Origin of the sequence: Caulobacter sp. DWP3-1-3b2 (assembly GCF_049896325.1) — a bacterium.
GTDB lineage: Bacteria > Pseudomonadota > Alphaproteobacteria > Caulobacterales > Caulobacteraceae > Caulobacter.
Window position 1 is genome coordinate 21,350 of sequence record NZ_JAFCUB010000013.1, and the last position, 24,607, is coordinate 45,956.

At 65.1% G+C, this 24,607-nt stretch carries 25 protein-coding genes, 1 pseudogene and 1 other annotated feature; of the genes and pseudogenes, 13 read left to right on the forward strand and 13 right to left on the reverse strand.

Annotated features, from left to right (window positions below):
• Positions 1-340 precede the first annotated feature (340 nt).
• Positions 341-562: a hypothetical protein gene (locus ACP7AG_RS10755; RefSeq protein ID WP_426030798.1), complete on the forward strand. Its 222-nt coding sequence runs from the start codon at positions 341-343 to the stop codon at positions 560-562.
• Positions 563-759: 197 nt separating this feature from the next.
• Here ACP7AG_RS10755 and ACP7AG_RS10760 read toward each other — a convergent pair whose 3' ends face one another.
• The 4 genes from ACP7AG_RS10760 to ACP7AG_RS10775 all read right to left on the reverse strand — a co-directional run bounded on the left by ACP7AG_RS10760 (position 760) and on the right by ACP7AG_RS10775 (position 2,306).
• The gene (locus ACP7AG_RS10760) at positions 760-1,206 is read right to left on the reverse strand and encodes a hypothetical protein (protein WP_426030799.1); all 447 of its coding nucleotides are present in this window, start codon (positions 1,204-1,206) and stop codon (positions 760-762) included.
• Positions 1,207-1,361: 155 nt separating this feature from the next.
• On the reverse strand, positions 1,362-1,667 hold the full coding sequence (locus ACP7AG_RS10765) for a hypothetical protein (protein ID WP_426030800.1): 306 nt from the start codon (positions 1,665-1,667) through the stop codon (positions 1,362-1,364).
• Complete coding sequence (locus tag ACP7AG_RS10770) at positions 1,667-1,858, reverse strand: hypothetical protein (protein ID WP_101714475.1); 192 nt, start codon at positions 1,856-1,858, stop codon at positions 1,667-1,669. The genes ACP7AG_RS10765 and ACP7AG_RS10770 overlap by 1 nt, the downstream gene beginning before the upstream one ends.
• Positions 1,859-1,934: 76 nt before the next feature.
• Positions 1,935-2,306, reverse strand: coding sequence for a DUF3768 domain-containing protein (locus ACP7AG_RS10775; protein ID WP_426030801.1), 372 nt, complete (start codon positions 2,304-2,306; stop codon positions 1,935-1,937).
• An 874-nt stretch (positions 2,307-3,180) separates the two neighbouring features.
• Here ACP7AG_RS10775 and ACP7AG_RS10780 point away from each other — a divergent pair.
• A complete protein-coding gene (locus tag ACP7AG_RS10780; RefSeq protein WP_426030802.1) occupies positions 3,181-3,528 on the forward strand; it encodes a helix-turn-helix domain-containing protein in 348 nt (115 codons plus the stop codon).
• A 109-nt stretch (positions 3,529-3,637) separates the two neighbouring features.
• On the forward strand, positions 3,638-3,907 hold the full coding sequence (locus ACP7AG_RS10785; RefSeq protein WP_426030803.1) for a hypothetical protein: 270 nt from the start codon (positions 3,638-3,640) through the stop codon (positions 3,905-3,907).
• Between the two features lie 24 nt (positions 3,908-3,931).
• Here ACP7AG_RS10785 and ACP7AG_RS10790 read toward each other — a convergent pair whose 3' ends face one another.
• The 3 genes from ACP7AG_RS10790 to ACP7AG_RS10800 are packed head-to-tail and all read right to left on the reverse strand — an operon-like array spanning position 3,932 to position 9,265.
• A complete protein-coding gene (locus ACP7AG_RS10790) occupies positions 3,932-7,069 on the reverse strand; it encodes an error-prone DNA polymerase (protein ID WP_426030804.1) in 3,138 nt (1,045 codons plus the stop codon).
• Positions 7,066-8,490 (reverse strand): DUF6504 family protein, encoded by a 1,425-nt coding sequence (locus ACP7AG_RS10795; RefSeq protein ID WP_426030805.1) that lies wholly within the window; start codon positions 8,488-8,490, stop codon positions 7,066-7,068. The genes ACP7AG_RS10790 and ACP7AG_RS10795 overlap by 4 nt, the downstream gene beginning before the upstream one ends.
• Positions 8,491-8,503: 13 nt before the next feature.
• Entirely contained in the window at positions 8,504-9,265 is a 762-nt protein-coding gene (locus ACP7AG_RS10800) for an ImuA family protein (protein ID WP_426030806.1), read from the reverse strand.
• 265 nt (positions 9,266-9,530) lie between these two features.
• Between ACP7AG_RS10800 and ACP7AG_RS10805 the strand changes: the two genes are divergently transcribed.
• The 8 genes from ACP7AG_RS10805 (at position 9,531) to ACP7AG_RS10840 (ending at position 14,272) form a co-directional block, all read left to right on the forward strand.
• Complete coding sequence (locus ACP7AG_RS10805; protein ID WP_426030807.1) at positions 9,531-9,719, forward strand: DUF3606 domain-containing protein; 189 nt, start codon at positions 9,531-9,533, stop codon at positions 9,717-9,719.
• A gap of 50 nt (positions 9,720-9,769) precedes the next feature.
• Complete coding sequence (locus tag ACP7AG_RS10810) at positions 9,770-10,195, forward strand: hypothetical protein (protein ID WP_426030808.1); 426 nt, start codon at positions 9,770-9,772, stop codon at positions 10,193-10,195.
• An 18-nt stretch (positions 10,196-10,213) separates the two neighbouring features.
• Entirely contained in the window at positions 10,214-10,972 is a 759-nt protein-coding gene (locus tag ACP7AG_RS10815; protein ID WP_426030809.1) for an SOS response-associated peptidase, read from the forward strand.
• Positions 10,973-12,002: 1,030 nt separating this feature from the next.
• Complete coding sequence (locus ACP7AG_RS10820; RefSeq protein WP_426030810.1) at positions 12,003-12,386, forward strand: antitoxin Xre/MbcA/ParS toxin-binding domain-containing protein; 384 nt, start codon at positions 12,003-12,005, stop codon at positions 12,384-12,386.
• Positions 12,383-12,862, forward strand: a complete 480-nt coding sequence (locus tag ACP7AG_RS10825) for an RES family NAD+ phosphorylase (protein ID WP_426030811.1) — start codon at positions 12,383-12,385, stop codon at positions 12,860-12,862. Before ACP7AG_RS10820 ends, ACP7AG_RS10825 begins: the two co-directional genes overlap by 4 nt.
• A gap of 146 nt (positions 12,863-13,008) precedes the next feature.
• On the forward strand, positions 13,009-13,374 hold the full coding sequence (locus tag ACP7AG_RS10830) for a hypothetical protein (RefSeq protein WP_426030812.1): 366 nt from the start codon (positions 13,009-13,011) through the stop codon (positions 13,372-13,374).
• A 43-nt stretch (positions 13,375-13,417) separates the two neighbouring features.
• Positions 13,418-13,768 (forward strand): antitoxin Xre/MbcA/ParS toxin-binding domain-containing protein, encoded by a 351-nt coding sequence (locus ACP7AG_RS10835; protein WP_426000834.1) that lies wholly within the window; start codon positions 13,418-13,420, stop codon positions 13,766-13,768.
• Positions 13,769-13,774: 6 nt separating this feature from the next.
• Entirely contained in the window at positions 13,775-14,272 is a 498-nt protein-coding gene (locus ACP7AG_RS10840) for an RES family NAD+ phosphorylase (protein WP_426030813.1), read from the forward strand.
• Between the two features lie 41 nt (positions 14,273-14,313).
• Here the strand turns inward: ACP7AG_RS10840 and ACP7AG_RS10845 are convergent, their stop codons facing one another.
• A complete protein-coding gene (locus tag ACP7AG_RS10845) occupies positions 14,314-14,742 on the reverse strand; it encodes a MucR family transcriptional regulator (RefSeq protein WP_426030814.1) in 429 nt (142 codons plus the stop codon).
• 833 nt (positions 14,743-15,575) lie between these two features.
• Here ACP7AG_RS10845 and ACP7AG_RS10850 point away from each other — a divergent pair.
• Together ACP7AG_RS10850 and ACP7AG_RS10855 are read left to right on the forward strand one after the other, a co-directional pair.
• A protein-coding gene (locus ACP7AG_RS10850) for an IS3 family transposase (protein ID WP_426030815.1) occupies positions 15,576-16,696 on the forward strand; the annotation gives its coding sequence in 2 pieces (ribosomal slippage) (positions 15,576-15,831 and positions 15,831-16,696; 1,122 coding nt in all).
• A 379-nt stretch (positions 16,697-17,075) separates the two neighbouring features.
• Positions 17,076-17,279 (forward strand): DUF305 domain-containing protein, encoded by a 204-nt coding sequence (locus ACP7AG_RS10855; protein WP_426030816.1) that lies wholly within the window; start codon positions 17,076-17,078, stop codon positions 17,277-17,279.
• On the opposite strand, the gene ACP7AG_RS10860 is transcribed toward ACP7AG_RS10855, so the two are convergent.
• From ACP7AG_RS10860 to ACP7AG_RS10880, 5 genes and pseudogenes are all read right to left on the reverse strand, one after another.
• The gene (locus tag ACP7AG_RS10860; protein WP_426030817.1) at positions 17,276-18,742 is read right to left on the reverse strand and encodes a CehA/McbA family metallohydrolase; all 1,467 of its coding nucleotides are present in this window, start codon (positions 18,740-18,742) and stop codon (positions 17,276-17,278) included. The genes ACP7AG_RS10855 and ACP7AG_RS10860 overlap by 4 nt on opposite strands.
• A 73-nt stretch (positions 18,743-18,815) precedes the next feature.
• Complete coding sequence (locus tag ACP7AG_RS10865; protein WP_426030818.1) at positions 18,816-21,617, reverse strand: TonB-dependent receptor; 2,802 nt, start codon at positions 21,615-21,617, stop codon at positions 18,816-18,818.
• A 74-nt stretch (positions 21,618-21,691) separates the two neighbouring features.
• A complete protein-coding gene (locus tag ACP7AG_RS10870; RefSeq protein ID WP_426030819.1) occupies positions 21,692-22,642 on the reverse strand; it encodes a FecR family protein in 951 nt (316 codons plus the stop codon).
• The gene (locus tag ACP7AG_RS10875; protein WP_426030820.1) at positions 22,606-23,187 is read right to left on the reverse strand and encodes an RNA polymerase sigma factor; all 582 of its coding nucleotides are present in this window, start codon (positions 23,185-23,187) and stop codon (positions 22,606-22,608) included. Before ACP7AG_RS10875 ends, ACP7AG_RS10870 begins: the two co-directional genes overlap by 37 nt.
• Positions 23,188-23,312: 125 nt before the next feature.
• Positions 23,313-24,540: pseudogene (locus ACP7AG_RS10880) on the reverse strand (IS3 family transposase).
• Positions 24,143-24,259: a sequence feature (AL1L pseudoknot), on the reverse strand. (Overlaps the previous pseudogene by 117 nt.)
• Positions 24,541-24,607: the final 67 nt, after the last annotated feature.

The following is a 24,607-nucleotide window of genomic DNA, read 5'->3' on the forward strand; positions in this document are numbered from 1 at the left end:
ATATGAATGCAAGCGATCTGATCAAAACACCTGCCAATCAACTTGCGAGGAGGGGGTCGTCCACATATGAGGTGAGCCCAGCGAGGGAAGGTTGGGGACACCCCCCGTCCGGTCGGAGCGCAGCGCAGACTTTACCCCCCGGGCGCGAGGGGCGACCGCCCCTTAGCAACACGCCACGCCCGCGTGGTCAGCGTTCGATCAGTCTCGCCAAGCGAGACGCAAAGCCAACTACCGCAAGGGATCCGCCACGCCCCGCGCCCGCCAGGGGCTTGGAACGCAAGCGTCGCCGTGGCATTCTTGGCTTGATCGCACCGAGTTGCTCTGAGGGCTCCGCCGACCAATGCGTGACGACGCCTACACCTTCCTTGGAAACTCCAGGGCCGGCGCGACGCTCTTCATGGACGTCGCCGCCTTCGGAAGTGACGACCAGGCGCGAAGGCATGCCCTAGCCCTGTTGGGCCAGCACGACAGCGCCGACATCGTCGAGGTTTGGCGCGCCGCGAACTTGATCGGCCAGATCCCTCGCCCAGACCCGGCGGGGCCTGCCGCCGTAGGCGGCTAGCAAGCTCCAGGCTTGCCGGCGCCCCGCGCCGCCCCGCACCCCAAAGTTTGCACGTACAAACACCGCGTCTAGACGACGGCCAGAACTCCACCGCGCCCGGCGCCTGCTCAACTCGCAGCCGCCTTGGCGGTCCTCGCTTGCTCTATGGGGGAGCCGCTCGGCCCGCCATCCCCGTGGATTTCTGACCAAGGCCGAGCTTAGCGGTCTTTATCGGCAGGGGAGGGGGCCTGGTCCTGCGAGGCGTTGCGCCAGGCCTGCTCCTTGCTGACCTCGACGATCACGCGGCCGGCTCGCAAATGCTCGGCCACCTGGTGGCGGGCCTTGTCCAGCAAACGAGCCTGCGCATCAGCGTCATGGGCCATGGCGCTGCCGACGACGGCCGCGATCTTGTCCAGGTTCGCCCACGCCGCCAGAAAACTTCCATCGCCGCTGGCCAAGGCCGCCTCGCGGCTCATCGCTAGAAACTGCGCGGCCCGTTCAGGGCCGCGACCGCTTTCGACCAGCTGTAAGGTCTGGATCCGCGCCAGGATCAATTCGGCCATCGGCGCTGTATTGGCCGCCTCGAACCCGATGCGCGAAGCCTCAGACCAAGCCGCTTGGTCCTCGGGCCGGATCTTGAATTCAAAGCCGGCCCGTTCGGCCACCCCGCCCAGCCACACGCGCTGGGCGCGGCCATTGCCTTCGATGAAGGGGCGGGCGGCATTGATCTCGGGAACTCGGCTGCCTGCGTCGCGAAGGCCACCGCGCCTAGTCCCTTCAACTCGTCGGCCGCACGGAAGGCCGCGAACTGCTTTTCCATTCAGGGGCCGATCTGCTCGGGCGGCGCGAACGGGGTGGGTCCGCGACCCGTCGTATAGGTTCGGTCCTGCCCGGCCCAAGCATAGAGGCCCTGAAAGAGATGGTGGTGGATCGCCTTGAACCCGGCGTAGGTCGGTTCGGAAGCCCGCGCGGGCATGCCTTCTTCGATCCGCGTAGCGGTGAAAAGGCGCTCGGCCGCATCGAGCGAGGCTGCGTCGCGCAGGCCAAGCTCGTTTACGAGCACGCGGCTGTCTGGGTAGAAAACCCGCTCGAACGCGGCGCGCTCGGCCGCCTTTCGGTCGCTCACTAAGCCTTCTGGGCGAAGTAGCCGCGCAGGGCGTCGCGCTTTTGGGCAGGGGTTTTGCCCTCGGCGTCCAGGCGCGCCATCAGCTGGTCGGCCTGCGGATCGCGGCGCACGCCCTCGATGTCGTTGCTGGCGCTCATCTGCTCGCGGCGCCAAGCCACGTCTGCGGGGTCGGATGAGGACCAACGGCCCATGGCGAAACTCCTTCGAACGCCCTCAATATAGCATCGGGAAAGGGAGCGGGCCAGTCCAGGAGACTGGCCCGCCCGGTCAATACTCGCTGGCCAGCATGATGGTCAGAACGCGGCGGGTCAGCTCGGTGCTCCACTTGACCGGAGAGTGCTCATCGCGGTCGGGATGATAGTAGTCGATCTTCCAAAACAGCTGCTCGCCCCAAAGCTCGTCCGCCCCGAAATCGCGCTCGCCGTAAGGATCATCGTCGGCGTCGAACTGGGAAAACCCAGCCAGAGCGCGCACCAGGGTGATCTGGGCGCCGGGCGCCTCGGCGATCAATGCGGCGACCCCGCTGGTGGCCAACCACACGGCGTTGACGCTCTTGGGGGCGGCGCGGGCAAGATCGTTGAGCCGCGCCGTCTCGGCGGTGCGCTCGGCCTGGCTGGCGAAGAGAGGCTTGTCGGTCACGGTTGATCTCCGGTCTGGGTTCGATGCCTTGCGCATCAACCCCTGCCCGCCGGCGAGGCGGGGGTAGCAAGCGGATGACCGGGGGAGGGGAGGGGGATCGCCCGGCCTGCACGACCGAGGGGAGGAAGGCAGGGGACACCCCAAGGCCGGTCTTCCGCGCGCGAGGGGCGAGGCCCCTTAGCCCGGGCTCAAGAAGGCGTCCCTGAGGCTTTGGTCTCCGCCCGTCGCAGCCAACGGGGCGTTGCGGGGTGTCCCCGCAGAGGGGGTAGATTGAGCCCCATGGCTCAAGCTCAGGGGGAGACCTCCCCCTTTTTGGTTCAGGCCCCAAACCGGCTCGGGCCCATTGCGACCCAGGCGTCAGTAGAAGACAGGGGCACTGTGAGACCACCATCGGCGTAGTCGACTCGTGAATTTTCCGCAGGCAAGGCCTATGTTGCCGAGGTGCAAGACCATCTCGACCTCCCCGGCGCCTCAGGCGCGATCTACCGCTTCAGGCTCATAGAAGATCCTGCGCAGCTGCCTTCAACGGCGGGCAACTTCGTCTATGTGCGCTGGCGTGCGACAACCCCGCAGGTGATGTGCTGCGGAGCCGTGGGCAGTCTCCTGGACGCCCGCCAGCAATGGGACGCCGCGGTGCGATCTCACAGCGCCCAGGTACTCTACATCCGCCTCAATGTTGCTCGCTCGACCCGGGGAGAGGAGCACCTTGATCTGGTCTCACGGTGGCGCCCGCCAATCCCTGCGCTCGACGAATAGGCCGCAGCGACTTACCTACGAACAGTCCCGCTATCCCCATCGAACCAAGACCAACAAAATGAAGAAGCTTGTGCCCTAAGGCGCCAATAGCGCGCAACCCCACCATGTCGATCTATATGTGGGCGCCTTGATCAGGACGCGGCGCAAGGCTTTGGGAATTTCACAGTCTGAGCTTGCGGACTCGCTGGGCCTGACCTTTCAGCAGGTCCAAAAGTATGAGCGGGGGTCTAACCGCGTAAGTTCATCCAAGCTCTATGAGATCGCCTTGAAGCTGGAGACGCCGCTGGCGTCGTTCTTCGAAGGCTTGGAAACGCCAGTCGGCGATGGCCCCATTGCCGGCGGCCTGACCGATTTCCTAAACCAGCGCGGCGCCCACGAATTGGCGGCGGCTTTCACAGTGATGTCGCCAGCTTTACGTCGGCAGTTGGTCAGCCTGGCCATGGCAATGGCCGAGACCGACGACTAAGCGTCCAAGCCGTGCCCGTCTGGCCCTGAGTGCGCTAGATTTCTGGTCACGCGATCTTGCCTTCGCGCCGCGTGATGACACGGTGGGGACGCAGTTTAGGATCTCCGTTGTGACCCAAACCCGCTTCGATGCTCAGGTTCTGAAGATCGCCGCCCTAGTGGGAGGCTCGCTTTCGAGCGCCCGGTTCCTGTTCCAGGATCTGTCAGCCGAAGCGGCGTTCTGTGCCTCTCGCCATCGTATGGCATTCTGCAAAGTACTTGATGCTGCGGTCGACGCTTTCGCCATCGAGTATCTGCGCTCGGCAGACACTGCCCAAGCTCACAACGCCGCCTGCGCGCGCCTGGACGCCATAGTGCTGCTTAGAAAGAGCCCACACTAACAAGCGCTTCGGCCAGCGCCTGCTTCAACAGAAATTTCGGCTCCGCCGGGCCCATTCCATGTCGCCCTGATCCCCGGATCGCGTCTGCAGGGTTTGGAGGACGTCGCCCAGATCATGGACCTTGTAGGCGACCAAGTGGACGACATCGCCTTCGCGTTGGATCCGTCCATCGACGCCCAGCAGGCTCGCGCCCAGGATCACACGCCGCTGCTTCTCATAGAGTGTCGGCCAAATGACGAGATTGGCCACGCCGCTCTCGTCCTCGATGGTGATGAACATCACGCCCTTGGCCGAACCCGGGCGCTGGCGCACCAGCACCAGGCCGGCGGTCTGGATAAAGTGGCCGTCTCGACCTTCGCTGGCTACGCGGCATGGGGCGCGGCGCTGACGGGTCAGATCCTCCCGAAGCAGGGCCAGGGGATGGCGGCGCAGCGATAGACCCAGCTTGCCGTAGTCTTCGACGATCTCGCGGCCCTCGGTCATAGCCTTCAGCTGCGGCGCCGGCTCGTTGAGTTCGGAGGCCTCCGGCTGATCAAACAGGGGCAGGGCGGTGTCTCGCAGGGCCTTGATGGCCCACATCGCCTCGCGCCGATGAAGCCGCAGACTGGGCAGGTAGGCGTCGGCGTCGGCCAGCTTGGCGAGCATCCCAGGCTTTGCGCCCGACCTGCGCCAGATGTCGTCGATGGACGCATACGGCTGATCCCCCCGCGCTGCGACGAGGGTCGCCGCTTCGGTGTCGATGAGACCCTTGATCATGCGCAGGCCCAGGCGAACAGACCAGCGATCTTCCCGGCCGGCCGGCTCCAGAGTGCTGTCCCATCGCGAGCGGTTAACGCAGACAGGTCGGACTTCGACGCCGTGCTCGACTGCGTCGCGGACGATCTGCGAGACCCCGTAAAATCCCATGGGCTGGGAATTAAGCAGGGCGGCGCAGAAGGCGTCGGGGTGGTGACATTTAAGCCAGGACGAGGCGTAGGCCAGGATCGCAAAACTGGCCGCGTGGCTTTCCGGGAAGCCGTAGGATCCAAAGCCTTCCAGTTGGGAGAAGGTCTTTTCAGCGTACTCCTGTTCGTAGCCCCGGGCGACCATACCGCCCACCAACTTATCCCGAAAGTGGCTGACCCCGCCGGTCATCTTGAAGGTCGCCATGGCGCGGCGAAGCTGGTCAGCCTCGCCGGGCGTAAAGCCTGCGCACTCGATGGCCACGCGCATGGCCTGTTCCTGGAAAAGCGGCACGCCGAGTGTCTTGCCCAGCACCTTCTCAAGTTCCGGGGTGGGGTAGCTGACCGGCTCCAGACCTTGCCGCCGGCGCAGATAGGGATGGACCATGTCGCCTTGAATCGGTCCGGGGCGAACGATTGCGACGTGAATGACCAGGTCATAGAAGCTGCGTGGCTTGATACGCGGCAGCATGGCCATCTGGGCCCGGCTCTCGATCTGGAAGACGCCCAGGGTGTCGGCCTTGCGGATCATCGCATAGGTGCGGGGATCCTCCGATGGGATGGTGGCCAGCTGAAGATGGATATCCTTGTGCTGCGCCAGCAGGGCCAGGCCCTTCTGCAGGCAGGTCAGCATGCCCAAGGCCAACACGTCGACCTTCATGAATTTCAGCTCGTCGATGTCATCTTTGTCCCACTCGATAATCTGGCGATTTTCCATGGCCGCGGGTTCGATTGGCACCAGCTCGTCCAGGCGATTTTCTGTCAGGACGAAACCGCCTGGGTGCTGGCTGAAGTGCCGTGGCGTGTTGAGCAGCTGCTGGGCCAACTCCAGGGTCAGACGCAGACGCCGATCCGACAGGTCCATGCCCAGGTCCGTGGCGTGCTTGTCCTCGATCGCCTCGCGCGAGAAGCTCCAGACCTGGCTGGAGAGCGCCTTGGTCATGTCTTCGGGCAGGCCCAGGACCTTGCCGACGTCCCGCACCGCGCCGCGCGGCCGAAAGCGCTGGACGACGGCGACGAGCGCGCACCGATGGCGGCCATAGGTCTCGAAAATCCACTGCATCACCGTCTCGCGACGCGCGTGCTCGAAATCGACATCGATGTCCGGCGGTTCGTTGCGCTCCTGGCTGACGAAGCGCTCGAACAGGAGATCGTTGCGCTCTGGATCGATGGCGGTAATGCCCAGCACGTAACAAACGGCTGAGTTTGCCGCCGAGCCCCGTCCCTGGCAGAGGATCTCTTGGGAGCGCGCGAAGCGGACGATCGAATTGACCGTCAGGAAGTAGGGCGCATAGCCCATGATGCCGATCAGCCTCAGCTCATGGTTCAAGGTCGCCTCGACCTCGGGGGGCACGCCGTCGGGGTAGCGCTCGGCCGCGCCTTCCCAAGTCAGCCGCGCCAAGGTTTCCTGGGGCGAGCGACCCTCGTTGACCTCGCTGGGATACTGGTAGCTCAGCTCATCCAGATTGAACCGGCAGCGGTCGGCGATCGCTGCCGTCGCCGCCACCGCGTCCAGGTGCTTGGCGAACAGGCGCTCGATCTCGGGAGGCGCCTTCAGATAGCGGTCGGCGTGGCGATCGCGCTTGAAGCCGACATCATCGATTGTCGTACCCTCACGGATGCAGGTGACGACGTCCTGCAGCATGCGCCGCGACGGCTCATGGAAAAGAACCCGGTTGGTGACGACCGGGGTAACGCCGGCGGCCCTGGCCATTTGGTCAAGGCGAAAGAGCCGCAAGGCGTCGCCGGGCCGCCGCCGCAAGGTCAGGGCCAGGTGGGCGTCGGCGCCAAAGATCGCGGCGACCTTCTTCAGTTGCAGAGCGCAAAGGTCGTCGGCCTTGTCGGGCACGAGGATGGCGATGAGGCCCTGCGCGTGGGCGGCCACGTCATCCAGGTCCAGGTCGCACTCGCCCTTGCCGGCGCGGTGCTTGCCCAGCGAAAGCAGCCTGCAGAGCCGCGAATAGGCGGGGCGGTCAGTCGGCAGCACCACCAGGATCGTGCCGTCGCGCAGGGCCAGCTCGCAGCCCACAATAAGGCGAACGCCCGTCGCCTTGGCGGCGACGTGCGCCCGAACGATGCCGGCGAGGCTATTGCGGTCGCAGATGGCCAGCGCCTCGTAGCCCTGGGCGGCGGCCTGGTCGAAAAGCTCGCCGGGTGAGGAGGCACCGCGTAGCAGCGAGAAGTGCGACGCGCACTGCAGCTCGACATAGGCGCCGGTCAAGCGAAGATCCCCGCAATGAACCAGCGCTGCGTCCCCGTTGCCGGATCCTCGCCATCGCCGTCGCGGTAGAGCCAGAAGCGTTCGCCAGCGTCATCCTCGACCTGGTAGTAGTCGCGCGAGCGGGCCAGCTCAGCGTCGGCCTTCCACCATTCGCCAAACACGCGCTCGGGCCCGTCGGCGCAGCGCACCCTGCGGCGAACGCCGCGCCAGGTGAAGGCGGCCGGCGGCGCGTCCGGCAGCAAGGCCACGGTCTCCACCGGCTCAGGTCGGGCAAAAAGCCTCGTCGGCCTGGGCCAATCCAGTGGCCACGAAAAGTCATCCACCGCCTCCAGCGCCGGCGCCGCCCTCACGGACCGCTCGGGCAAGTCACTCTCGGCCGACGCCAGGCGATAGACGTGGCCAGCGCCCAGCCGATTGCTCAGCGTGTCGATCAAGGCAGAAAGATCAGTGGGACCGCTTCCGTCCTCCAGGCTCTGCGTCTGCTTGAAGACCAGAGGTTCGGCGCCCGGCGCGGCGAGGATGATCTTCTCGACGCCAAAGCCCGGATCGACGTTTTCGAGCTTCTCGCAGAGAAGCCGCGCCAGGCGCTTGGCATCGCGGCTCGGCGCGGCCATGGCGATCCTCGCTGTCTCAGTGCGGTTATCCACCCGCACGAAATAGGCGTCCAGGCGCCGCGCGCCGAGGCTGACGGCCTCCAGCGCGGCGCAAAGCTCTGCGACCAGCTGGGTGACGTATCGCGCCATGGTCTCCGGCGCGGCGATCGGCTCGGCGAAGGCGCGGCGCGCCGTCAGGGTCTCTGTCGCCATGACGGGTTCGATCGGTTCGGCATGGCGACCGAAGGCCTGATCCAGCCGTCGAACGGAATCGTAGCCGACCCGGTGCGCCAACGGACCCTTGGGTGTGGCCTCCAGCTCGCCGATGGTGTCGAAGCCCAAGCGGCCGAGTGCTTCGACGGTGGCGCTGGGGAGGCGCAGAGCCGAGACCGGCAAACCCGAGATCTCTCGTCCGATCACGCCGGGGTCGACAACGAAGATGGCGCGGCGGCTGTAGCGCGCCAGGGCATGGGCCGCGCCCCAGGTGTCGGCCATCGCGATCTGCGACTGCAGCCCGACTTTCTCGAGCCGGGCGCGGATGTCGATCAGCATCTTTTCTTCGCCGCCGCGAAGATGCGCGGCGCCCGTGGCGTCGATCACCAGCCCGTCGGCCCCGTCCGCAGCGGCGACGGGCGAATAGAGCCGCTGGGCCCAGAGCGCCAGACGATGCAGCGCGGCGCCGTCGCCGTCCGCGTCGAGGTCATGCAGCAAGAGGCCCGGGACCATGGCGGTGGCCTGCGCCACGGCCTGACCGACGCGCAAGCCGGCCTGCGCCGCCGCCGTATTGAGGCTGGCTATGGCGCGGCGTCGTCCGACACGGCCGACCATGACGACGGGGACGTCAGGCGGCGACGCGCTCTTGCCCAGGCTGCGTCGGAGCCGATCGGTCGGCCATTGTGGCAGGAAGACGGAGATGACCCTTGGCGTCACAGGCTTCAATCTCGATATCGAAAGGCTCGCCACCGCGGCAACGCATAAGCTCAAGAAGCCAACGGGCTCGGCCCACGCCGGCGGTTGGAAGGGGAGAGGAGGGGAGGGCCGAAACCCTCCACCGGGTGGTCGCCGCTGTCGGCTGCCCAAGGTCCGCCGCATCAGCGGTGCGCCTCCATCTTCGGATCGCGATGGCCATCTGCCCGCTTTTCTCGGCGGCCAGCTGCAGGCGCCGCGAGGCCGTCATCGAGAGCTTGGCGACCTCGCCGACCACGCCGGCCAGGCCGCGATATTTAAGACCCTCTTCCATGGCGCCCAGGATCGCGGCCTCGTCGCCGGCCTCGGCGAAGATCACGCGCTTGGGCGGCAGGCCAGCCTGAGCCAGAGCTGGCGCGAAGAGATCGCGCTGCCGCAGACACCACAACACCGGTCCATCAGCGCGCGCCAAGATACCGGCCGCGAAGCTTGCTGCGGCGGCGCCATGAAGGGCGCCTTCAGCCCCGCCGGCCACCTCATGCAACGCGCCCATCGCCAAGCCCTGGCCGGGCAGACGCTCGTCGATCGCGCCGACGCCGAAAGGCAGCACCCGACCGCTGGCGCAGCCTGCCAGTTCGATAAGGCGAACCTGACGTCGAAGCGCGTCAAGCGCGGCGGGGGAGCGGTGGAGGGACATGAGCGCCTAACGCGGGGTTCTATCTTTGTTCTCCTGTGGCCTGCGGAGTCAACGGTAGGTGCGACCGGGTTTGACGCCCAAGCTTAGCGATTCGTTCGAAGGCGTAAGGGCTTGCGGGGACTCAAGTATTTTTTGTCGCAGGTCAGAGCCCTGGCGCCATAACGCCGACCGCTCAGCGAAAGTGGCGGTCTGCAGCGCTATGCCTAGTCTCGGCGTGGAACCGCTTGCCGTTTTTCACCTTCATCATCAAACAACCGAGCACACCATGTCGGACGACCTCAATAACCCCGGCGCCGGGGACCGCGCCCTGATCAGCATGAGCGAGAACCACGAGGTCCGATATTGGACCGATAAACTCGGCGTCTCGCGTGAGACCCTGCAGCGGGCGTTGGACGAAGTGGGCAACAGCGCGCAAGCGGTGCGCGAGCATCTCGCCGGGCATCCGGGAGACTGACACGATCAATGCGGGTCGACAGGCGATCAAACCTGGATCAGGATTTCGTCATGAGCACCGTCATCGTTCCAGAACCCAGCACCTATCGGCACATCGAGCCGTATGGCGCTGAGGGACCATCACGCCTGGCCTATGTCGACCAGTCTCTGTTCGTCGCGCAGCATAATGACCTGCCGCAAGGCTTTTGGGACAGACATCCCAAGGTGGATCGCGTGGCGGACGATATCCCCGAAGATGGCTCCAAGTTCGCGACGCGCGTCTGGCCTACCGATTATCGAAGCGCATCTTGGGGTGAATACGCTGACCTGCCGGCGCGAATGGACCGAGCGGCCGACGCGCTGCTATGGGGCTGGTTTAACCCCGGCCATGACTTCTGGTGCATCCACCCTGACGTCGAGGCGGTCGAATACTTGTACGTCGAGGGTGACGGGGAACAACCAGAAGCGTGGCAAGCTAAGCTTTGGCTCCAAACCTAGACGATCTGGATCCTGGCGATGTGCAATCTCTATTCTATCATGAAAACGCGCGCGGAAATCGCTGCGCTTGTCCGCGCGATGTCCGACCGAAACAACAATCAGCCTCCGATTCCGGGCGTGTTCCCCGACTACGCGGCCCCGATCGTCACCCACGGCGAGGATGGCCAACGCATGTTGCGCGACGCGCGCTGGGGAATGCCTTCGTCAAAGCAGGCCCTGTTCCAGGCCGCTACAGAGCGCGCCGACAAACTGAAGGCCAAGGGCACGGAGTTCGACTTCGCCGAGCTGCTCAAGATGGAGCCGGACAAGGGCACGACGAACGTGCGCAACACCACCAGCGTGAAGACCGGCAAGACCAACACCCACTGGGCGCCCTGGCTCGGCGCCGGCAATCGCTGCCTTGTCCCCTTCACGTCCTTCGCCGAGCCTGACCAGGACCACGAGAAGACCCGGCAGAACATCTGGTTTGCGCTCGACGAAAGCCGGCCGCTGGCTTTCTTCGCGGGGATCTGGACGCCGTATGCCTGCGTGCGGATGAAGAGCAAGGGCTGGGAGGATATCGAGGCGTTCGGTTTCCTGACCACGGACTCGGCCGAGCCCGTGAAGACATTCCACTCAAAGGCCATGCCGGTCGTCCTCACGGAGCCGGAGGAATGGGACCTTTGGATGAGCGACGCGCTTTGGACCGAGGTCGCCGAGCTTCAGCGACCTCTGCCGGACGGGACGCTCAAGATCGTTGCCCGCGGCGGCAAGGGCGACGGGGTCATTCCCGCCTAGCTAGGCCCGCCCGGGCGGCGGCGACCACGACCAGGACCCGTCGTAAAGGTGCGGGAAGACCGCGATGTCGTGGGAGCCACACCCGCCTTCTCCCGTACAAGCCAACCTCGCGCCCAGGTCGGCGATGCGCAGCCTCAGCCTGTCGCCAAACTTCTCCTCCAACTCAGGCGGCGTCCACTCGGTCAGCCGGGGACAGTCGCGGCAGCAGATCGCCAGCGAAAACCCCTTCGAGAGAAACGTTTTGATGGTGTCGTCGCCGACCTGGCCCAGGTCAAAGCGCTTGAGGAGGTGGGCGGGCGGGCGCGTAAGGGTCGAAGGCGGACGGGCAGTTTGCAAGTATCACCAGGCAAGCGCGGTTTAGAGTGATCGGTCCACGCCGCCTACAATAGGCCCGCTGGCGGATATCCAGAAGTTCAAATGGTCAGCCAACCGGGCGATGTAATGAACACCGTCCCGGCAAGTTCCACCGGCGCGGGGGAGGGGGCAACCTTGACCCTCGCCCGCTGACCCTGCTTGTCTGGACCCATGGGCTGGGCGCGTGTCGTTGACGGTAGGTTGGTGTCGATCGGAAACGATCGGCCATGGGATAACAACGTGCGGGCCGGCGTGGCGGCGCTGCGGTTTCGAGAGGATGGTCCACCCGATGCGCAAGGCTGGCTAGGGGACGGCATTCGGGCGGCCGCCGCACTGGCCATCCAGGTGGATCAGGAGCTGGCCCTAAAGGGAAAAGCCTCGCCCGCACGGATGGCTAGGTTATCGCTGCAGGACGCCGATTTTGGCAATCCTGACTGCGCGCTAATTCAGACCTACAAGCAGCTCCTGTCCATCGAGTTGCTCGGGCGTGGCCAAGCCGCCCCGCCTTGGGAATCTCCAACCCTGCCTAGTGGCTAGCGCGCTGCTCAAATGAGCGATATATTCCGCTCAAAGGAGATGTTCGATGACCCTCAAAATCGCCGCCGCGCCACAGGGCGCCCAGTCAGGCCGAGACCTGAGCTATCGCGAGGTCTTCCTGGCTTCTCATGGCCAACGCATGAACATCATCAAGCGTGGGGTCAGCGCTCGCTGGGCGAAGACCTTGTTCACCGACCTTGCGATTGGCCAAGGCCTTGCTCTGACCGCGCTCAAGCTGTCCGCCGCAACGGTGAACCGCAAGGCGGCCAAGGGCATCACCCTGTCACAAGAGGAGAGCGAACGTGTGCTCGGAATGGCCAAGTTGCTTGGCCAGGTCGAATCGATGGTGGAAGAGTCTGGTGGTCCCGAAGGCTTTGACGCCGGCGGATGGCTTTCTGAATGGCTGCGCACCCCGCTGCCTGCTTTCGGGGGTGATCGGCCCATCGACTATATGGACACGATGGAAGGTCAGACGCTTGTCGCCAACACCCTGCTTATGATGCAGAGCGGGGCCTATGCGTGACGCTGGTTCTCTGGCGGATTGCTGCAGATACCGACAAGTACAAAGCCGAGGATCTAACCGGCGCTGGCGCCGCCAAGTCGGGCGGGCGCTGGAATAAAAAAGACGTGCCCGCTCTGTACTGCGCCACGTCCATTTCGCTCGCTTGCATGGAGACAGTTGTCCATCTGAACGCGCTGCCATTCAACCGCTTCTTGATCAGGATCGAAGTTCCTGACCTCGTGGCAAAGGCTGCGGTTACTCGCGGCGTCAGCACGCTCCCTATAGGCTGGGACGCAGAACCTTCCGGGTACGAAAGCATTCAGCTCGGGACTGAGTGGCTCCAGTCTGCATCCACCTGCTTACTCTTCGTCCCATCAATCATCGTTCCTGAAGAGCAGAACGTGGTGATCAATCCATCACACCCCGACAGCGCCAAAATCACCGCCACCAAAGTTCGAAAGTGGACTTACGACCCTCGGTTCCGAGGGAAGAAGTAGTTCTCCGACGTCGGTCCCATGGTCATCAGCTTTGATCCGTCGAGGGGGTCGTCCACATATGAGGTGAGCCCTTCATCGGTGTTGCAGGCGACGCCATTGTTGTCGATGTGGTCCCAACCGCCAGAAAGTGCTGGCTGGGCGTGAGCGTGGATCTCGACGCCGAACAATCAGCGGTCTTCCTTCGCGTAGAAGCCCCGGACCACGACCACTCATTGACGATCGTCATCCCGGCCGGGCCGACCAATACCGGTTTCATGTTCCCGGTGACGGTCCCCGCTGGGAATGGCGGAGAGCTCGTCGTGTCGGTCTCCAATGCCGGCGGCCCCGAGCGCCAGTTCCTGCAGCGCTGGCGCCTTGACGGGGCGGCGGGGTCTGAAGCCCTCCCGGCCAGAGAGGCTGCCGGGGTCATAGATGAAGCCAACGCTGATACTGCCGCTGTCTTCGCGCAGATCGCCGCCCAACAGGCGACCGCCCGGCACAAGCCTGATTGCTTTGCCTGTCGCACATATTGACGCTATAGTGCGTCATAGTACGTGGCATTAGGATGATGGCGACATGGCGCTCCACGCATACGCCGACGATGGATTCTTCGCGCCCCGCAAGATTGCCGACGCGTTTCAGACGACGAGTGAGGAGGTGGCGCGCACGGTTGGCCTTGGCCGTGACGCTGTTCAACGCAAAGATCGCGTGCAGTCCGATCGCACTCAGCGACGCCTTCGGGAAATGGTCGAGGTCATCAATAAGGTCGAGGCGCGGTTTGGTTCGGCCATGATCGCCTATGCTTGGTTCCGATCAGAGCCGTTGGCCGGCTTTTCGGGGCAGACGGCCATGCAGCTGGTCAGAGATGGGCGTGGCGACGAGGTTCTCGACTATGTCGATGCGGTAGACGCCGGCGTCTACGCCTAGCTCGCTGTGCGGTATTCCGGTCCGCTCTATCGGGCGCTCAATCCCGTCTACGCCCGCCAACCCTTGTCTGGTCGGGGCGCGCAACTCTATGGCGGCCGCTTCAACACAAAAGGCACGCCAGCTCTTTACGCAGCGCTGGACGTGATGACCGCCGTTCGCGAGGCCAACCAGGTCGGCGCCCTCCAGCCCACGATGCTCGTGTCCTACGATGCTGAGGTGGATGAGATCTTCGACGGGCGGGACGCAGATGCGCTTGCCCGTGAAGACATTGACGCAACGGTGCTGGCTGACAACGGCTGGCGCGACGAAATGATCGCGCTGGGCGTGTCGCGCACTCAGGCTTTCAGCCAACGCCTAATCGCCCAGGGATTCAAAGGCCTGTTGGTCCGCAGCTTTGCGCCGGGATCGGGTCACGCCGATATGAACCTGGTGCTGTGGACCTGGGGCGGAACCGCGCCCAGTCGCCTGACCTTGGTGGACGACGAGCGGCGCCTGCCCCCTTAATCTCCGGCCGGCGCCCGCCTTTATTGAGCGATGACCTTGGCCTACTTGGCGCGCTTGGGCGACTTGCGGCCGCCCTGTCCGAGGCCCAGGGCCTTGGCCATCATCGAGCGCGCCTGCGAATAACTCGGAGCGGTCGTCGGGTAGTCCTGAGGCAGGCCCCACTTGGCCTTGTATTCGGGGATCGTGAGCCCGAGGTTCGTAAGGTGGCGCTTCAACGTCTTATAGGGCCGGCCGTCCTCGAAGCTGATCAGGGCGTCAGGCGTGATGCTTTTGCGGATCTGTGAGGCTGTTGCCTTCTCGACGGGAGCCGCAGCCTCGCTAGGCGGCGGAACTGCGGCCAAGGCAAGCGCGCTGTAGACGCTCTTTACGAGGCCGGGCAGGTCGACGACAGACACGCGGTTGTTGCCGACGTATGCGCCCACCACATGAGTGGTGAGGGCGATCATCTGGTCCTTGGTCAGCTCAGCCATGCGGTGTCCCCCGACATAAAGCGCGGCCCACGTCGCCGCTTTGTGGGATATCTACCAGAAGAACCGGCGCTCGCCTGGACGCTCTCGCTGAAAAGGGCGCCGCAAGCGCGCGCCCGGCTGCCGAGCTAGGGGAGCGACAAGGGGATCGCGCTCAGTAGGAACCGGTTTGGAACCCTAGCGCTGTCCCTCTTCAACGCGGGGTCGCTTCGATGGCCGCGGGCCGTGAGGCGATTTCGCAGTTCACCATTGAGCATAATGAGTGCCGGAAAAGGCTGCGGCCCTCCTCGGCGCTACGCGACGCGGCTAACTTGAGGCCGGAAAACACTCGGACAAGAACCAAAGCCATCTCTTGCCGATCCGGTCGCCCCTTGCCCCAGGCAATGAGGTCAGACTGCATCGATTTGCTCTTTGCTATGTCCCAGTACCCGGCCGATTCAGGACGAAGAAGGTATTGTCTCGCGGCCTCAATATCCTGGACTTGAGCAGTGCGATCAATCTCCTGCGCCAGAGCGCGGACGAAGGCCCCGCCGACAATGCTGCTCCCATCGGCGTGCGTTGCACCCACTGCCTGACGAACTTCAGGAGAAAGCTGATTTAGCGCGATACGTGCCGGCGATCGCAGCTCGTCCAGGTTCCTGCTCCCCCGACCAAGGCAAACCATCTCGTTGCAACCTCCAAGCTGCGTTCGGAAGGAGGCGCGGCCAAAGCTTCTGCTGCGGGCGCCTTAAACCTGATCGGCACTGAAACATGCGGAGGTATTGGTCCGTCTGAGGTGGCGCCGGAAATTCGGACAGTTGGCTAAGGTGGTTCGACCTCGATGAAGGACGGACTTTATGACTGGGAAGCGGAAGCGGTACTGGGCTGATTTCAAGGCCAAGGTCGCGTTGGAGGCGTTGAAGGGGGAGCTGACCCTGTCTCAGCTGGCGACGAAACACGGCGTCCATCAGACGATGATTACGGCGTGGTGCAAGCAGGCCATCGAGGGGCTTTCCGGGGTGTTCTCCGGCAAGGCCGAGGCGACCGAGGGCGCCCGGGAGGGCGAGATCGACAAGCTGCACGCCAAGATCGGCCAGCTGGTGGTGGAGCGGGATTTTTTAGCCAAGGCCTTCGGTCGTTGAGCCTGGACCGGAGGCGACAGATGATCGAGCCCGAGCATCCCCGACTATCGATCCAGCGCCAGTGCGCCCTGGTGTCGATCAGCCGCTCGGCTTTCTACTATCAGCCGGCGGGCGAGACCCCGCTGAACCTGGCGCTGATGCGGCTGATCGACGAGGCGTTCCTGGAGACACCCTGGTACGGCTCGCGCCAGATGGCCCGGCATCTACGCCGCCAAGGCTACAGGGTCGGCCGGATGCGGGTGCGCAGGCTGATGGCCAGGATGGGCCTGGCGCCGATCTATCAGAAGCCGCGCACGACGATCCCGCACCCGGAACACCGGGCCTACAAGTACCTGCTGCGCGGGCTGACCATCGACAAGCCCAATCAGGTCTGGTGCGCCGACGTCACGTACATCCCGATGCGGCGGGGCTTCCTGTACCTGGTGGCGGTAATGGACTGGGCGACGAGGAAAGTCCTGTCCTGGCGGCTCTCCAACAGCATGGACGCCGAGTTTTGCATCCAGGCCCTTGAGGAGGCCTTGGCCCGTTACGGGCCGCCAGAGATCTTCAACACCGACCAGGGCAGCCAGTACGCCGCTGAAGCCTACCGCTCAGCCCTGGCCCAGTCAGGGATTACCCCATCCATGAGCCGCAAGGGCGACTGCTGGGACACCGCGCCGATGGAAAGCTTCTTCCACGCGCTCAAGACCGAGCGGGTTTATCATCGCGTCTACGCCACCCGCGCCGAGGCCCGGCGCGATCTGTTCGGCTATATCGAGGGCTTCTACAATTCACGTCGCCTGCATTCGGCTCTGGACTATATCAGTCCCGCCGAGATGGAACGCAGAGCGGCTTAACCCCGTCCACTTTTTCGGGGGAAGATCACCCTGCGGAACGGCGCCGGTAGCCGACACCAGGACCACCCCATAGCGAGACCTTTATCCCACGACTCAAGCTCGGGCAGGTGGTGAGCTCCATGTTGGCGCCAGACGGCAAACCCGACGCGGTGATGCTGCGAACTAACCTCGCCGTTGAAGCAGAATGAGGCGGTGACACCTCAACTAAGGTCTCGCTAAGCGCGCAAACCGGCCTTCGAAGCGTCGGGACACGGTCGAGAAAATTGGTGTGTGTGTCTCTCTCAAAGTGCGGCCTGTTCCGCCATCGCGACCACGATTGGTCGAGCGCGGCGGCCGGGCCGGCCCTGGCCCAATCGATGAGCAGCCCGGAAGGCCCGGCATGGCCACCCAGCCGCAGATGAAATCAACCCGTGACAAGGCGGGTGCGGAGGCACTGAAATCGGACGCCATGCGCATGAGCCGCGGCATGATGTCGGCCCGTGCGCCCGACATTGATGTGCTCTGGGCCAAGGTGATGATCGCTCACCACCAAGGCGCCATCGACATGAGCCAGAGCATGCTGAGGTCGGGCGATGAGTGTTAGCGCGCAGGTGTCAGGTAGATTGGATTGCCGATCAACATTAGCCGTCCGCCCAGGTCGCGCAGATCGACGCGCACCCAGCTGGGCCTGTCCCCCATCTTGATCGAGAACACGTCAGAGCTTGTGAACACTGATGTCCTCCCTACGCCGTCCTGAACAACCTCCAGCATAGCCGGACCAACACCGAAGGCGGTGACCGTGAAGGTCACTGTCTCGCCGCGCTGAAACGGTAGTGCGCCGCCCATGGCGGCAGTCCCCATGGCGCCGCGGGCCGACAGGTCCAGTACACGATCGCGGGTTCCGTCCAGGTCGATGAACACCCGCCCTGCCCGCAGACCCGCGAGTAGTCCCGCCGTTGAGAGCTCATCAGCATGAACCACGGTAGTCGGGCGGCCGATCGATGAGGCCACATCCGGCGAGAGACCCGCGTCGTGATTGTCGCTGCCGCCAATGGCCGTGATCCGATGGCCGGCGTTCAATCGCGCCTCCCAGAATGCCAGGCCCAGCAGAGGCCCCTCCGCGCCGCCCTGGGCGCGCTCCGAGCCGCCATTGGCGACCTCGATGGCCTGGACCCTGGCGTAGTCCGTGTTGGCCGTCGTCCAGCCGCAGCCCATGCAGGCTTCGCCCGACGGCGCGCTGGGATGGTTGATCGAGAGGAGCCCTCCGGCGGCTTCGACCAGGCCTTGCAGCGTCCTGACATCCGGCACGGCCGGGTCGCCCAGGCGGAAGTCGATGAAGGCGGTTGGGCCAAAGACATTGGCGTGACCCTGGAAGGTGGTGACCTCGCGGCCAGGGATCAGCAGAAGCTTGTCGAAAGCCGGCTGAAGCTCCGCCATCGCCTCGAAATGGCTGGTGGTGTTGTGATCGGTGATGGCGATGAAATCCATGCCCCGGGCCGAAGCTGCCTCGGCAGTGCGATAGACCGGGCACGGCGCGCGGGCGCCGCTCTGGGTCTGGCACGAGCCGTCACTGTGGCCGGTGTGGGCGTGGAGATCGCCGCGATACCAGCCTGGGCCGGCCTTCAACGGCGGCGCCGTCAGGCCCGGAGCGCCAGTCGCCCGCTCAAGGAAGATTCTGGCCTCATAGGACGCCACGGTCGCGGCGCGGGTGTTGGGTATGCCCAGCAGCAGGGTCCAGCGTCCGGCTGGCAGGGGGCCCGGCAAGTAGCTCATGGTGGCGTCCTCGATCGCCAGCGTGAAGGTGCGCTTGTTACCGCCGCTCCAGCCTCGGAAGCGCTGCGGATCCATCAGCCCGATGTCGACGACCGTCCTCTGATCCTTGCCGGTGTAGTCGAAGGCCACGGTCAGCCGCGTCACGCCCGGCGGCACCTCGAAGGTCACGGGCTTGTAGGTCTGGTGATCGGCGCCGACGATCTGACCGGTCAAGATCAGGTCCGGGGCCTTCTCCCGCGCCCAGGCCGGAGGCGCCAGGGCAAGAACGATCAGGGCGAGCAGGCAGCGGATCATGGCTGTTCTTCCAAACGAAAAGATGGGCGGCCGGCAGAACCGGCCGCCCAAGTCGAGGGGAACTGGAGGGAGGCTAGAAGCGGTACATCACAGCCGCGCGGAACGAGCGGCCGAACTCGGGACGACCGATCCCGTACACGGCGCCCGCCTCGGTGCTGATGATCTGGCCGGCGCGGGGGTTGCCCTCGGTCAGGCCGATCTCGTCGGTGAGGTTGTTGCCATAGGCGTAGATGGCCAACTTGTCGGTGACGTTGAACCGCACCGTGGCGTTGACCAGGGTATACGCCGGCAGTTTCAGGGTGTTGGCGGCGTCGGAGTAGCGATCACCGTAGCGCTCGACGCTGCTTTCCACCCGCAGGCGGCCCTCCAGCAGGTTCACGCCGGGGGTCAGGCGGAACGAGGTCTTGGGCACGCGGATCAGCTGGTTGCCGGTGAAGTCGCGCGTGCGGCTGGCGGTCGTGGCGGGCGGCTTGATCAGACAGGTGGCGTCGGTCGCCGAGATCGAACAGGCTTCCTCAAACTTGTAGTCGCCAAATTCCGGGTTCTGGAACGTTGCGCTGAATCCAACGTCGAACCAGCGGGTAGGACGCACGGTTCCTTCAACCTCCAGGCCCAGCGTCTTGGTGTCGGTGATGCTGGTCTGCTGGACATAGGCGCCGGTGGCCGGATTGAACACCAGGCTGCCGAAGCCGAGGTTGTCATAGGTGGTCTGGAACACCGTGGCGTAGAGATCGGCCTTCGGCGTCGACCACTTATAGCCGGCCTCCATCAGGTCCATGGTCTGGACGGTCGGGGCGGCGTTGAGGGCGTTGGTAATGTAGTCGCCCAGCGATGGCAGGCGGAAGGCCGAGGTGTAGCGCGCGAAGACGCCCATCTGCGGGGTGATCCGGTAGTCAGCGCCCACGGTCCAGCCGGCGTGGTCGAACTTGCGGTCGAGGCGGTCATAAATGCCCGAACCGACCAGCACAGTGTCGTCGGCCGGCGTGGGTGAGAGGCCCAGATTGATGGTCTTGCTGCGCTCGCTGCGGCCGGCGAACTCGATCTGCTCCCAGCGCACCCCGGCGTCGATGCGCAAGGAGGGCGTGATGCTCCATTCGTCGGTCAGGTAGAGCGCCGTGGTGTTGGACTTGCCATCGCCGTTGGCGAACTCGGCCCCGTAGCGCGAGACGCCGTTCTCGGTGAGGCTGGACATCACCTGCCCCGCCCCGTTGACGGCCACCAGATTCAGTCGCCGGGCGTTGCTGCGCACGTCGAGCAGGACGTTGGCCGAATAGCGGTTGAAGGCTTCCTCGACGTGGGCGGTGTAGACGCCGAAGGCGACGTCATGGGTCTGGCCGCCGATCTCGAACTTGTGCAACAGGCGGGCGTCGTTGATCAGCTCGTCCAGCGGCACCGAGACGTAGCGCAGCGAGCCGTCGAGAACGAGGCCGTTGCCGTTCTGGCCAGCGCCCGTGGTCTGGAAGATCTCGGTCGGCGAGGTGGCGTAGCGCAACTGCACGTCGGTGGCGCCCGGCGTGGCCGCCAGCAGGAGGGCGCGGTACTGGGCGATACGGGCCGCGCCAGTCACTGGCGTGTTCGGGAACAAGCCGATGCGCTTGGACTCCGAGGTCCGGTAGCGCAGCGTGTTCTGGAAGTTCCAGCCGTCGAACAGCTCATAGTTCAGGATGGCGGTGGCTTGGGTCAGCTTCACCTCCGTGCCGCGCGTCAGGTCCCAGTTGAACGGACCGGTCGGGCCGCGCAGGGTCAGTTGGGCGGTCTCCGGACCGGCCAGGGTGCCCTTCAGGGCGTCGAAGCCGGGCGTGTCACCGGGCTCGCCCGCGGCGTTGAACTTGATCGGCACGCCGGCGAACAGGATGACGTTGTCGTCCAGGTGCTTGATGTTGAACTCTATGCTGCCGCGCTCGAAGTCGCGACCGGCCGAGAGGCGCCACTGATAGCCCTTGTTGGCCGTGAAGCCCGGATCGCGGATGCCGTCATCCTCGCGCCAGAAGCCGCCGGCGCCGACCCGCCACTCACCGATCGGGCCGCCGTACCAGAGGTCGACGCGCTTAAGGCCGTAATCGGAGACCTGAAGCTTGGCGATGCCTTCCGGCGTGCCGCCGCCGTTGCGGGTGATGAAGTTGACCGTGCCGCCCGGAGCGTAGGAGGCGAAGATCGACGATGGTCCACCGCGCACCACTTCGATCCGCTCGATGGTCTCGTCCAGGCGGAAGGATTGGTCCGCGTTCAGATAGCCCAGGCCGCCGTCATGCTGCACCGGCGCGCCGTCTTCCTGCAGGGCGATCGCCGAGAAGCCTTCCTGCGGGATGCCGCGGGCGCGGATGTTGGCGCTGGCCTCGCCGCCCGAAGCCTCCACCCAGAAGCCGGGCACCGACTTCAGCGCGTCGGCCACACCCATCGGCGAGCGCATCCGCAGCGACTCTTCGCTCATGCTGGTGACGGCGTAGCTGGTGGTCAGGCGTGTGCGGGCGTCCGAGCCGGCGCGCGAGGTGACGATCACCTCTTCCACCACGTCAGCGGCGGCCGCGTTGGCGGCCAAAGGACCCGCAGCCCGTTGGCGCAGAGTGATGACCTGGGCATTGGCCGAGGCGATCTCCAGATCGGCGCCTGCGATGAGCTTGCGCAGGGCTTCCTCCCGACCGAACGCGCCCTTCAGACCGTCGGTGCGGTGGCGGGCGGCGACGTCATAGGGGAACATCAACTGCACGCCGGCCTGGCGCGAGAAGGCGTTCAGCGCCGCCGCCGTGTCCCCGGCCGGAATATCGAACTCGACGCGCGCGGCCTGGGCCTGAGCGACGACCGGCGTGGCCGAAACGATGGCCGTCGTGGCCAGCAACAAGCACGCGCCCATGCGCGGCGCCCAGGTCTTGATCATTGAATTTGCCCCTGCCTCGTTGATCACCGTGATCGGCGTCTCGAACGGCAAGACGGGGGGCGTGGAGAAAACCCCTATCGAGATTTAAGAAGAATTCGCGACGGTCCGTCCTCGACGATCCGTAGGCCGAACGTCGTGCGCAGGGCCTGCAGGAAGCTCTCGGGATCACCGGTCAGGAACCGGCCGCCTAGCTTCAGATTGGCTGCCCGCGCATCGCCGATGACTAGCTTGCGAGTCAGGTAGCGATTATATTCCTCGACCGCGGTTGACAGCGGCTGCCCCTCGAACACGATTTCGCCCCGCCGCCAGGCCTGGACGCTCTGGACCTGGGCTTCCGGGGCGTCGACGACCTCGATCTTGCGATCGCTGACCTCCAGAACCTGTCGCGCGTCGTCGGGGCCGGTCACGCCCGCCTCGGCCGTGGCGGAGGCGGTTTGGATTACCGCCCGGCCCGCCAGGACAAAAAGGTCCAGCCCTGCCGGGCGCAGGCGCGCATTGAACTGCCCGGCCGCCAGCCGGGTCAGCCCCTGCGCGGTGACCAGCTCGAAGGGCCGCAATGTGTCTCTGGCGATGGTCAGGGCCGCCTCGCCCCGCGCCAGCCACAACCGGCGTCTCTGCCGGTCAAAGCGCCAGGAAATCTGAGTGTCGGTGTTCAGTTCAACGGAGCTGCCATCCGGCAAGGCCAGGGTGCGGCGCTCGCCTATCCCTGTCGTGACCCGATCGCGCAGCAGGACATCGCGGCCAAGATAGGCGCCGACCGTCAGGCTGGCGGCCAAGGCCGCGCCCCCGCCTGTCAGCCAGGCCCGGCGATTGATCCCCGGCGCGGGTCGCGCTTCATCGCTCCGCAGCGCGTCCAGCCGGCTCCAGGCGCTGGCCACCTCCGCGAAGGCGGCGGCGCGGCGCGGATCGGCGTCACGCCAGGCGTCCAGTTCCAGCTCTGTCGTGCGGCCGGCGTCCAGACGCGCCAACCATTGCGAGGCCTGGGCGATCAGTGCGTCTCTGTCTTGATCGCCCGTCTTGGCCATGAACTCGGTCGTTTCTCGATACTGCGGCCATCGCCCGCGGCCAGGGATTTGGTCAAGAGCCGAAGCCCCTTGGCCAGGTGTTTCTCGACCGTAGAGATGGACAAGTTCAACCTAACCGCTATTTGCGCCGGGGAAAGACCGTACATTTTTCGCAAGGTCAGCACCTTGCGGCATTGCTCGGGCAGGCGATCCAGCGCAGCGAGCACCAGGTCCAGTTCCTGCCGTGCGCTGGTTATGGCGTAGGCGTCGGGCGCGGGATCGGCCAACAAGTCCATTTCCAGCACCCCGATTTGGCGGATTCTGACCACCTTGGCGCGGCGGAAACGTTCAAAGGCCAGGTTGCGAATGATGGTCATCACGAAGCGCTCGGGCGCCTCAAGCCGGCGCCAATCAGGCACGCCCAGCACCTTGGCGTAGGCCTCCTGAACAAGATCCTCCGCCTCGGCCTCGTCGCCGATTAGCTTGCGGGCATAGGCACGATAGTTGCCAGCATAGGGCAACACGCGGGTCGCGAACCAACGATCGATGTCACGCAGCCAGGCCATGTGGGCGTCCCGTCCCCGAACATGGTCGGGCAGATTAACGCTGCACTAACGTGATCGCGTGTCAGTTTGCTGACGGAGGAGGTCAGTGAACCGCCCCGGGTTTGCCGGAGGCCATTTGGTTTAAGTCACGCCGCCATAGCCTGTTGGGTGAGCGCGGCATAGTAGGCGGCCTCGGCCTCCGCCGGCGGGATGTTGCCGATGGGCTCCAAGAGCCGCCTGTTGTTGAACCAGTCGACCCGTTCGAGTGTGGCCAACTCGACCGCCTCGAAGGTTCGCCATGGTCCACGCCGATGGATGACTTCGGCCTTGTAGAGGCCATTGATGGTCTCGGCCAAGGCGTTGTCATAGCTGTCGCCGACGCTGCCGACCGAGGGCTCGATCCCGGCCTGCGCCAGACGCTCGGTGTACTTGATCGAGACATACTGGCTGCCGCGGTCGCTGTGGTGGATTAGGCCGGCCCGATATGCCGGCCGGCGGTCGTGAAGAGCCTGCTCCAAAGCGTCCAGGACGAAGCTGGCGTGCGCCGTGCGGCTGGCGCGCCAGCCGACGATGCGCCGGGCGTAGGCGTCGATGACAAAGGCGACGTAGACGAAGCCTGCCCAGGTGGCGACATAGGTGAAGTCCGATAGCCACAGTCGATCCGGCGCTGGCGCGTTGAACTGGCGGTTCACGTGATCCCGCGGGCACGGCGCGGCCTTGTCGCTGACGGTTGTGCGCACCGGCTTGCCCCGGATCACCCCCGCAAGGCCCATGTCTCCATCAGCCGCTCCACCGTGCAGCGGGCGACGGTCAAACCCTCCCGCCTCATTTGCCGCCAGACCTTGCGCACGCCGTAGACCGCGAAGTTCTCGGCGAACACCCGTGCGATCTCTGGCTTTAACGCCTGATCCCGACGCGCCCGAGCCGACAGCCGGGCCGGATCGCGCTGCTGGGCGACGCGCTCGTGGTAGGTGGACGGGGCGATCGGCAGAACCCTGCAGATCGGCTCGACCCCGTGAGCCTGTCGGTGATCGTCGATGAAAGCGATCATCGCTTGAACGGGCGGTCGAGCTCCGCCTGGGCAAAATAGGCTGATGCCTTGCGCAAAATCTCGTTGGCCTGGCGCAACTCGCGGTTCTCCCGCTCCAGCGCCTTCAGCTTCTCGGCGACATCCGTCGGCACGCCGGCACGTTTGCCGGTGTCGACCTCCGTCTTCTTGACCCATTCATGCAGGGTCTGAGACACGCAGCCGATCTTCTCCGCGATCGACACCACGGCCGCCCAGCGCGATGCGTGATCCCGCTCGTGATCCAGCACCATCCGCACCGCTCGCTCGCGAACCTCAGGTGAAAACTTGTTCGTCGTCTTGCTCATCATAGCCCCTTACTCTCAGGAGTTGGGGCCTCCGGCAAACCCGGGGCGGTTCATTTTGGTCTCATCT